Source organism: Streptomyces sp. 35G-GA-8 (assembly GCF_023534745.1).
In the GTDB taxonomy this organism is placed as follows: Bacteria; Actinomycetota; Actinomycetes; order Streptomycetales; family Streptomycetaceae; genus Streptomyces.
The window spans coordinates 28378-36723 of record NZ_JAMHJQ010000029.1; the positions used below are offsets into that span (position 1 = coordinate 28378).

At 70.8% G+C, this 8346-nt stretch carries 8 protein-coding genes; 6 read left to right on the forward strand and 2 right to left on the reverse strand.

Annotated features, from left to right (window positions below):
- The first annotated feature begins 200 nt into the window (after positions 1 to 200).
- From M1203_RS37130 to M1203_RS37145, 4 genes are all read left to right on the forward strand, one after another.
- On the forward strand, positions 201 to 2420 hold the full coding sequence (locus M1203_RS37130; protein ID WP_308404964.1) for an ATP-dependent DNA helicase UvrD2: 2220 nt from the start codon (positions 201 to 203) through the stop codon (positions 2418 to 2420).
- Positions 2421 to 2587: 167 nt separating this feature from the next.
- Entirely contained in the window at positions 2588 to 2932 is a 345-nt protein-coding gene (locus tag M1203_RS37135) for a hypothetical protein (RefSeq protein ID WP_249954277.1), read from the forward strand.
- A gap of 172 nt (positions 2933 to 3104) precedes the next feature.
- Positions 3105 to 3473 (forward strand): WhiB family transcriptional regulator, encoded by a 369-nt coding sequence (locus M1203_RS37140; RefSeq protein WP_249954278.1) that lies wholly within the window; start codon positions 3105 to 3107, stop codon positions 3471 to 3473.
- A complete protein-coding gene (locus M1203_RS37145; protein WP_249954279.1) occupies positions 3470 to 3793 on the forward strand; it encodes a hypothetical protein in 324 nt (107 codons plus the stop codon). The genes M1203_RS37140 and M1203_RS37145 overlap by 4 nt, the downstream gene beginning before the upstream one ends.
- Positions 3794 to 4083: 290 nt before the next feature.
- Here the strand turns inward: M1203_RS37145 and M1203_RS37150 are convergent, their stop codons facing one another.
- Together M1203_RS37150 and M1203_RS37155 are read right to left on the reverse strand one after the other, a co-directional pair.
- Entirely contained in the window at positions 4084 to 5505 is a 1422-nt protein-coding gene (locus M1203_RS37150) for an AarF/ABC1/UbiB kinase family protein (RefSeq protein WP_249954280.1), read from the reverse strand.
- A 42-nt stretch (positions 5506 to 5547) separates the two neighbouring features.
- Positions 5548 to 6696, reverse strand: a complete 1149-nt coding sequence (locus M1203_RS37155) for a ThiF family adenylyltransferase (protein ID WP_249954281.1) — start codon at positions 6694 to 6696, stop codon at positions 5548 to 5550.
- 226 nt (positions 6697 to 6922) lie between these two features.
- Here M1203_RS37155 and M1203_RS37160 point away from each other — a divergent pair, with 226 nt between their 5' ends.
- Together M1203_RS37160 and M1203_RS37165 are read left to right on the forward strand one after the other, a co-directional pair.
- A complete protein-coding gene (locus M1203_RS37160) occupies positions 6923 to 7546 on the forward strand; it encodes a M48 family metallopeptidase (protein ID WP_249954282.1) in 624 nt (207 codons plus the stop codon).
- 135 nt (positions 7547 to 7681) lie between these two features.
- On the forward strand, positions 7682 to 8346 hold a 665-nt coding region (locus M1203_RS37165; RefSeq protein ID WP_249954283.1), incomplete at its 3' end, for a TerD family protein.

Genomic DNA, 8346 nt, shown 5'->3' on the forward strand with positions numbered 1-8346 from the left:
TCGCTGAACGCGTCACCCGCATTCTGTCGAACGCGCGTGACCCGGCCACCATTCCCCTGCCTCTCCCATAGGTCTCCCATGCGTCGCAAGGCCCTCCACAGGATCCACAGGACCGGTCGTACGAACACATCGGTACGACCGGTGTGCACCCCTGTGGACAACCGCCGCACCAGTCCCGGGAGACCTGGCAGCATGGCGGGGTGACAGCAGCAACGCACTCCTCACTGTTCCCGCGGGAATCCGACGGCGGCCAGATCGTGACCCCGCCGCGCGACGCCGACGCGGTGCTCGACGGCCTCGACCCCGAGCAGCGCGAGGTGGCGACGGCCCTGCACGGTCCGGTGTGTGTGCTGGCCGGCGCGGGCACGGGCAAGACCCGCGCGATCACGCACCGGATCGCGTACGGCGTGCGCGCGGGGATCCTCCAGCCCGCCAGCGTGCTGGCCGTCACCTTCACCAACCGCGCCGCCGGCGAGATGCGGGGCCGGCTGCGCCAGCTCGGCGCGGGCGGGGTGCAGGCGCGTACGTTCCACTCGGCGGCGCTGCGCCAGCTCCAGTTCTTCTGGCCCAAGGCGGTCGGCGGCGATCTGCCGCGGCTGCTGGACCGCAAGGTGCAGCTGGTCGCCGAGTCCGCGGCCCGCTGCCGGATCCGGCTCGACCGCAATGAACTGCGCGATGTCACCGGCGAGATCGAGTGGGCGAAGGTCACCCAGACCGTGCCGGCCGACTATCCGGCCGCCGTGGCCAAGTCCTCCCGCGAGGCCCCGCGCGACGCGGCCGAGATCGGCCAGATCTACGGGATGTACGAGCAGCTGAAGCGTGAGCGCTCGGTGATCGACTTCGAGGACGTCCTGCTGCTCACGGTCGGCATCCTCCAGGACCGCCATGACATCGCCGACCAGATCCGCCGTCAGTACCAGCACTTCGTGGTGGACGAGTACCAGGACGTCAGCCCTCTCCAGCAGCGACTGCTCGATCTGTGGCTGGGGGACCGGGAGAGCCTGTGTGTGGTCGGTGACGCCAGCCAGACCATCTACTCCTTCACCGGCGCCACCCCCGACCATCTGCTGAACTTCCGCACCCGGCATCCGGGCGCCACCGTCGTGAAGCTGGTCCGTGACTACCGCTCCACCCCACAGGTGGTGCATCTCGCCAACGGCCTGCTCAACCAGGCACGCGGCCGGGCCGCCGAGCACCGTCTCGAACTGATCTCGCAGCGCGAGCCGGGCCCCGAGCCGGTCCGCACGGAGTACGCGGACGAGCCCGCCGAGGCCGAGGGCACCGCCCGCCGCATCCGCGATCTGATCGCCGCTGGGGTCCCGGCCGGCGAGATCGCGGTGCTGTACCGGATCAACGCCCAGTCGGAGGTCTATGAACAGGCCCTCGCCGACGCGGGCGTGCCCTACCAGCTGCGTGGCGCCGAGCGGTTCTTCGAACGCCAGGAGGTACGGGAAGCGGGCGCGGCGCTGCGCGGCGCGGCCCGCTTCGGGGGCAACGACTCCCTGCTCGACGATGTGGTCGAGCTGCCGTCGCAGGTGCGGGCGGTGCTCTCCACGAAGGGCTGGACCACCGAACCTCCCGCGGGCTCCGGCGCGGTCCGTGACCGCTGGGAGTCGCTGGCCGCCCTCGTCCGGCTCGCCGAGGACTTCGTGCGGGCCAAGCCGTCGGCGACGCTCGCCGATCTGGTGGCCGAGCTGGACGAGCGCGCGGCCGCGCAGCACGCGCCGACCGTGCAGGGTGTCACGCTCGCCTCGCTGCACGCGGCGAAGGGACTGGAGTGGGACGCGGTGTTCCTGGTCGGTCTCACCGAGGGCATGATGCCGATCACCTACGCCAAGACCGACGAGCAGATCGAGGAGGAGCGCAGGCTTCTCTATGTCGGTGTCACGCGGGCGCGCTCGCATCTCTCCCTCTCCTGGGCGCTCTCCCGCTCTCCCGGCGGCCGGGCCTCCCGGCGGGCCACCCGTTTTCTCCAGGGGCTGCGTCCGGGCTCCGTGGCCTCGGATGCCCGGGGCGCGCGGGCGGGGGCCGGTTCGGGCGGGGGCGGGGCCGTGGAGCGCGCCGGCGCGGCCCGGCGCAAGCGGCGCGGCCCGGTGCTGTGCCGGGTGTGCGGCAAGACGCTCACGGACGCGGGCGAGATGAAGCTGATGCGCTGCGAGGACTGTCCTTCTGACATGGACGAGGCGCTTTACGAGCGCCTGCGCGACTGGCGCGCCGGCCAGGCACAGCGGCTGAGCCAGCCCGCCTATTGTGTGTTCACCGACAAGACACTGATGGCGATCGCCGAGGCCGTGCCCGCGAGCGCGGGCGAGCTGGCCGGGATCGCCGGTGTCGGCAGCCGCAAGCTGGACCGGTTCGGAGCCGATGTGCTGGCCATCTGCGCAGGTGAGGAGAGTGCGGAAGCGGATCGGGACAGCTGAGGCAAACTCGACCCGAAAATAGTTTGCGCCCGCCCCAGGAATCCCCATAGGTTCTTAACCACGGAAACAACGGCTTCTCCGAAGCCCTGTTACCGTGCTCTACTTGTCCACATACGTGTGACGGGCCTTCGGGCCGGTCCTTGAGACGCCGAGAGGAGGCGATTCCAGTGATCAGCATCAACGCCAGCTTCATCAGCACCGCCAAAATGACCGATCTCTCGGTCGTCTCCGTTTGCCCGCTCGGCTTCTCCCGTTCCGAACTCATCGCCAGTGGTCTGTCCGGCGCCTCCGCCGTTCGTCCCGCAGGTATCTCGGCCCTTCCCGTCCGGAAGCGTGCCGGGGTTGTCCTGGAGCGCAATGAGCGACCGACCGAGGCACTGGAAGCAGGAGTAGCGGCGGCAGAGGCCAAGGCCTATGCCTTTGCGGCGACCGGTGCCGAAACGAAGAAGCAGACGCAGCACCACATGATGTGGGCCTTCCGTGGGCTCGAACCCTGGAGTGATCCAGCCTGATTCACCATCAGGCCGGCGCCTTCAGGGCCGCGGAACCCCACCCGGGATCCGCGGCCCTTCTGTTTGTCCCGAACGGGAGAGACAGAGCGAAGGGGCCTCGGGACACGCACCACCCGGTACCAGCCGACACCCGGCCAACAGGCCGGACCGACCAGACGAGGAACGACACCCCGTGCAACTCGAAGCGCACGCCCCGTCCGTACCGCCTTCCGAGACGATCACCCCGCCCGGCCCCACGGAGGACTCCACCTTGACCCCGCTGACCGCGCTCACCGCGCTCGACGACGCCATCGAGAACCTCGGCGTACCCGTTCCCTGCCGTGCCTACGACCCGGAGGTCTTCTTCGCCGAGTCCCCGGCCGATGTCGAGTACGCCAAGGCGCTCTGCCGCACCTGCCCGCTGATCGAGGCCTGCCTCGCCGGCGCCAAGGAGCGGCGCGAGCCGTGGGGTGTCTGGGGTGGGGAGCTCTTCGTCCAAGGCGTCGTGGTTGCCCGCAAGCGGCCTCGTGGCCGTCCGCGCAAGAACCCGGTCACGGCATGAACGTCTCCGGAACCATCGACCGCCCCCTCACGCACGATCCCCAGAAGCAGGCTCCGATGACCTCTTCCCCGAGCGAGCCGTCCGGCTCCGCCACCCCAGTCGTCACCACCATGGGCGCGAACGACTCGCGTCAGAACAGGACCCGCGAGATGCAACTCATTCCAGAAGCCCTGGCACGCGCGCATATGAACGAGCGCATGCGGGAAGCCGACGCGGAACGCCGGGCCGTGCGCCTGGTCGCCGCTCGGCGGATGCAGCGCCGCGCCGAGCGCGTATCGATGCGCGCCCGCCGCGCGCTCGCCATGGCCGTCATGCAGTAGGCAACACCCCGGTCGGCGCACGTCGCGCCGTCACTGCGCGGGGGCCGGTCCCGACGGACCGGCCCCCGCGGTGCGTTTCCCTCCCACCGGGAGCCGGGCCGGGCTATCGTCGCCCCGTGCTCAGTTCTCGCGGGGACGATTCCCCCACACCGGAACAGCCTGATCGCCCCGAACCGCCGGGCCCCGAGCACGTGGTGTGCGCCCGGTGCGGTGCCAAGGACGAGGGCCCGCCGGTCACCTGGAGCTGCTCGGTCGAGCACGGGAGCCGCCAGTACTACTGCGGCGACTGCTCACGCGCCCACATCAGAGCCATCGAGGGCAGGCTCGACTCCGACTGGTGGTGAGGGCACCTCTTCCTCCTCGCCCGGCTCGGGCAGGAACCCGGGCAGCCATGCCTCCAGCTCCTCCCGGAGCCGCACCGTCGCGCTCAGCTGACAGAGCACACCGATGGTGCTCAGCGTCACACGGTGTATCAGCAGATACGACGGCGGCAGATTCAGCTGCTTGCCCAACTGATGGGCGGGGGAGCGCGGGTCGGCGATCCGTGCCGCCTGGGCGCGCATCCAGCCACGGGTGAAGGTGAACTCCTCCACCGCCGCGGGCTCGATGATCGGCAGCAGATACTCAAGCACCGCGTCCGGGTCGAGATCGATGGATTCCTTGACGAAGCCCTCGTCCCGCAGCAATCCGTACACCGCCTGGGCGTCGCCCTCCAGCGCCATCCTCAGCGCCTCACCGATCGTGTCGGGCAGCCCACCGGGCAGCCGGTCCACCGTGCCGAAGTCCAGCACCCCGAGCCGCAGTTCACCGCTCGGGCCGTCCTCGTCACCATCCGCCGCGGGCAGCAGCCGGAAGTTTCCCGGATGCGGATCGGCGTGCAGCAGACCCGTGCGCGCCGGGCCCGAGAAGAGGAACCGCGCCAGCAACTGGCCCGCCCGGTCGCGCTCCTCGGGCGTGCCGTCGGAGATCACCTCCGCCAGCGGTGTCCCGTCGATCCACTCCGTGACCAGCACCTGATCGCCCTGGTGCACGACATCGGGCACCACCACATCCGGGTCGTCCGCGAACTCCGCCGCGTGCTCCCGCTGGGCCTCGGCCTCCAGGCCGTAGTCCAGCTCCTCGGACACCCGGTCGCGCAGCTCATGGATCAACGGCTTGATGTCCACCCCCGGGACGAGCGGCCCCAGCAGCCTGGCGAAACGGCTCAATTGGGTCAAATCCGACAGCAGTGCGTCACCCGCCCCCGGATACTGCACCTTGACCGCGACCTCGCGTCCGTCGTGCCACACCGCCCGGTGCACCTGGCCGATCGAGGCCGCGGCCGACGGCTTGTCCTCGAACTCCAGGAACAGCTCCCGCCACTCCTCGCCCAGCCGCTCCGCCAGCACCGCGTGCACCGTACGGGTCGGCATCGGCGGCGCCGCTTCCTGGAGCTTGGTGAGCGCCGCCCGGTAAGGCCCCGCGATCTCCTCGGGCAGCGCGGACTCGAAGACCGACAGAGCCTGCCCGAACTTCATCGCCCCGCCCTTCAGCTCCCCGAGCACCTTGAAGAGCTGGTCGGCCGTGCGCTGTTGCAGCTCCCGCGCGACGATCTCCGCGGACTTCCCGCCGATCCGCTTGCCGAGCCCCCAGGTGGCCCGGCCTGCGAAGCCCAGCGGCAGCGTGGCCAGCTTCGCGGTACGGGTGACCGCCTTCCGGGGAAGATCAGACATTGAGCCCCTCCTAATCCCAGACAGCCATGCCGCGTACGGCGATTACCCCGCCATTGTGTCGTGCGACGCCCCCGCCCCGGCCATGCGCTCCCCCTCTCTTTGGCCCGCCGCCCCGCAGGGGCACTCCGGATGGGGCGCGATCCGCTCCGATCGCCAGTCCAGCAGCGGCAGTGACGCCTCCCACCGCGCACCCGTACTGGCCGGCAGTTCCCCGTCCAGGAACGACAGGGCATGGGCCGCCGCCAGCCCCGCCACCGCCGTGGCCAGCCCCAGATCACAAGGGGGCACGGCGTCGGTGCCGCGCCCCGAGCGCCACTGCGCCAGCATCCTCGGCCACCCCGGATCGCGGTCCGCGCGCTCCCCGGCGATACAGCCCGCGCAGGCCGTGCCGCCCGGCAGCACCAGCGGTCCGACCACCCCCGTGGCCTCGATCACCCCCGTATAGAGATGGGGAGTTCCGGTGGAGATCCAGGGCTCGGCGGGCGCCGGATCGGGGGCGTAGGCCGCGAGCCCGTCCCGCGGAGCGACGATCACCAGCGAGAGACCCGGCTCACCCTCGCCGGCCGACTCCGCCAACTCCGCGGCACGCGGCGCCCGTCCCGGCGCCGACTTCCGTACCAACTGCCGGGCCGCCGTGTCCCGGCGCTCGCCCACGGACCGCGCGGGCAGCCCGCCGGGTGACACATCCCACACCTGGGCGCATCCGCTGTCCAGCACATCGACCCGTCCGACCCCGGAGGCCGAGAGCACCGCCGCGAGGGCCGCCCCCACCCGCCCGGCACCCCGGACCTGCACCCGCATCGTGCGACGCGCCGCCAGCCGTCGCGCCCCGGCCCCCGGCTCCGGATGGATGACGGAGAGCGACGCCAGATCGGCCCGCATCCGGTCGAGCACCGCTGTCCGCTTCCGCAGCGCGTCGGCCGCCCCGCCGCCCGCGTCCTGATCGTCGATCAGCCCCGCCCTGGTCAGTCGCGTCACCAGTGAATCGGCCAGCCCGTCAGGCAGCCCCATCGCGCGGGCCTCCTCCCGCAGCAGCGGCAGCCCGCGAGTCCCGTCCAGCAGCTCCAGAAAACTGCCCGTGGCCGTGTCGACCGGACCCACCAGCACCGCGTGCGCGGGGGTGATCCCGAACTGCACGGTCTGCCGCTCCCGCCACGCACGACGCAGCGCGGGCTTCACCGTCGGATGCATATCGGCCTCCCCGTTCTTCCTTCTTCTCTCGTGCTCTCTGATCACTCCGAAATGTCCCGGGCCCCCGGATTCGTGTTCTCAGAATGCGGGGCGCCGGTCGAGGGCGCGGAAAGTTATCCACAGCGGGCGGCGTTAGTCGTTCAAATTCCACCGCTCAAGAAGTGGATCAAGTGAGAACCCTCGCGGAGGCGGGACTTCCTCCACACCCAGCGGGTAACGTCGTGGCGTGTCCGCCGATCCTTCCCCTCGCCTCGCGGGGGAGCCCCCATCGCACAGCGCCGGAAGTGACGAGCGGCGCGCGCCGGGCCGCCCGCCCCGCGGCCCGGGGACCAGCCCTGTCGAGGTCCGCAGGAGCACCCGCCGCAGCAGAACGGTGTCGGCCTACCGGGAAGGCGACCGGACCATCGTGCTCATCCCCGCCCGGATGTCGGAGGCGGAGGAGCGGCGCTGGGTGACGGTGATGCTCGACAAGCTCGCCGCGCAGGAGAGCAAGCGCGTCCTCGGCGACAGCGAGCTGACGGAGCGGGCCGAGCGGCTGTCGGACCAGTACTTCGGCGGCAGGGCCAGGCCCGCCTCGGTCAGATGGGTCACCAACCAGAACACCCGCTGGGGCTCCTGCACCCCCGCCGAGGGCAGCATCCGGTTGTCGCACCGGTTGCAGGGCATGCCGGAGTACGTCGTCGACTACGTGCTCGTCCACGAGCTGGCCCATCTGCTCGTGCCGGGACACGGCCCGCGTTTCTGGCGTCTGCTGGAGGCCTACCCCCGCACCGAGCGGGCCCGCGGCTATCTCGAAGGCGTGGTCGCGGCCGAACGGCTGCCCTATCTGCCTGTCGCACGCGGGGAATGACGGCCGCCGGCCGCCGGGACCCGCGTCCCCTTCGGCGATCCTGTACCGACTCTGTACCGACTTGGCCGATTGTCACCCTCAGCCGTTAGCCTGACGCGACGCAATCACCATCCGGATGGGGGACGGTCGTTACGCATGGCCAGGGAATTCCAGCGCGGCCACAAGGCCAAGATCAGTGATCTCACGGCGGGGACGGATCTGTACGTAGGTGTGCAGATCGCCGGCCCCGGGCTGAGCTTCGACATCAGCTGTTTCGGCCTCGACGCCAACGAGCAGCTTTCGGACGACCGTTACTTCATCTTCTTCAATCAGCCGAAGTCCCCGGAGGAATCCCTTCAGTTGCTGGGCGCGCAGGCCGGCGACACCGAGTCGTTCCGGGTGACCCTGGACCGTATTCCGGCGAATATCCACAAGCTCTCGTTCACCGCCACCCTTGACGGCGCCGGGCAGATGTCCCAGGTCGGCCCCGGATACATCCGTATCGTCGCCGGTGGCGAGGAAGTCGTCCGATACGCCTTCACCGGCGCGGAGTTCACCACCGAGCGTGCCGTGATGCTCGGTGACTTCTATCTCAAGGACGTATGGCGGTTCGCCGCCGTCGGCCAGGGCTTCGACGGCGGTCTCGACGCGCTGCTGAAGAACTTCGGCGGCGAGGTCGCGGAGGAGGAACCGGCCGCGCCGGAGCCGGAGGCCGGTGGTGCGCCGCCCGCCTTCGCGCCTCCCCCCTTCGCGCCGCCCGCGCAGAGCGCCCCGCCGCCCGCCTTCGGCGCCCCGGCCGGAGCGCCGGCGCCCGCCCCCGT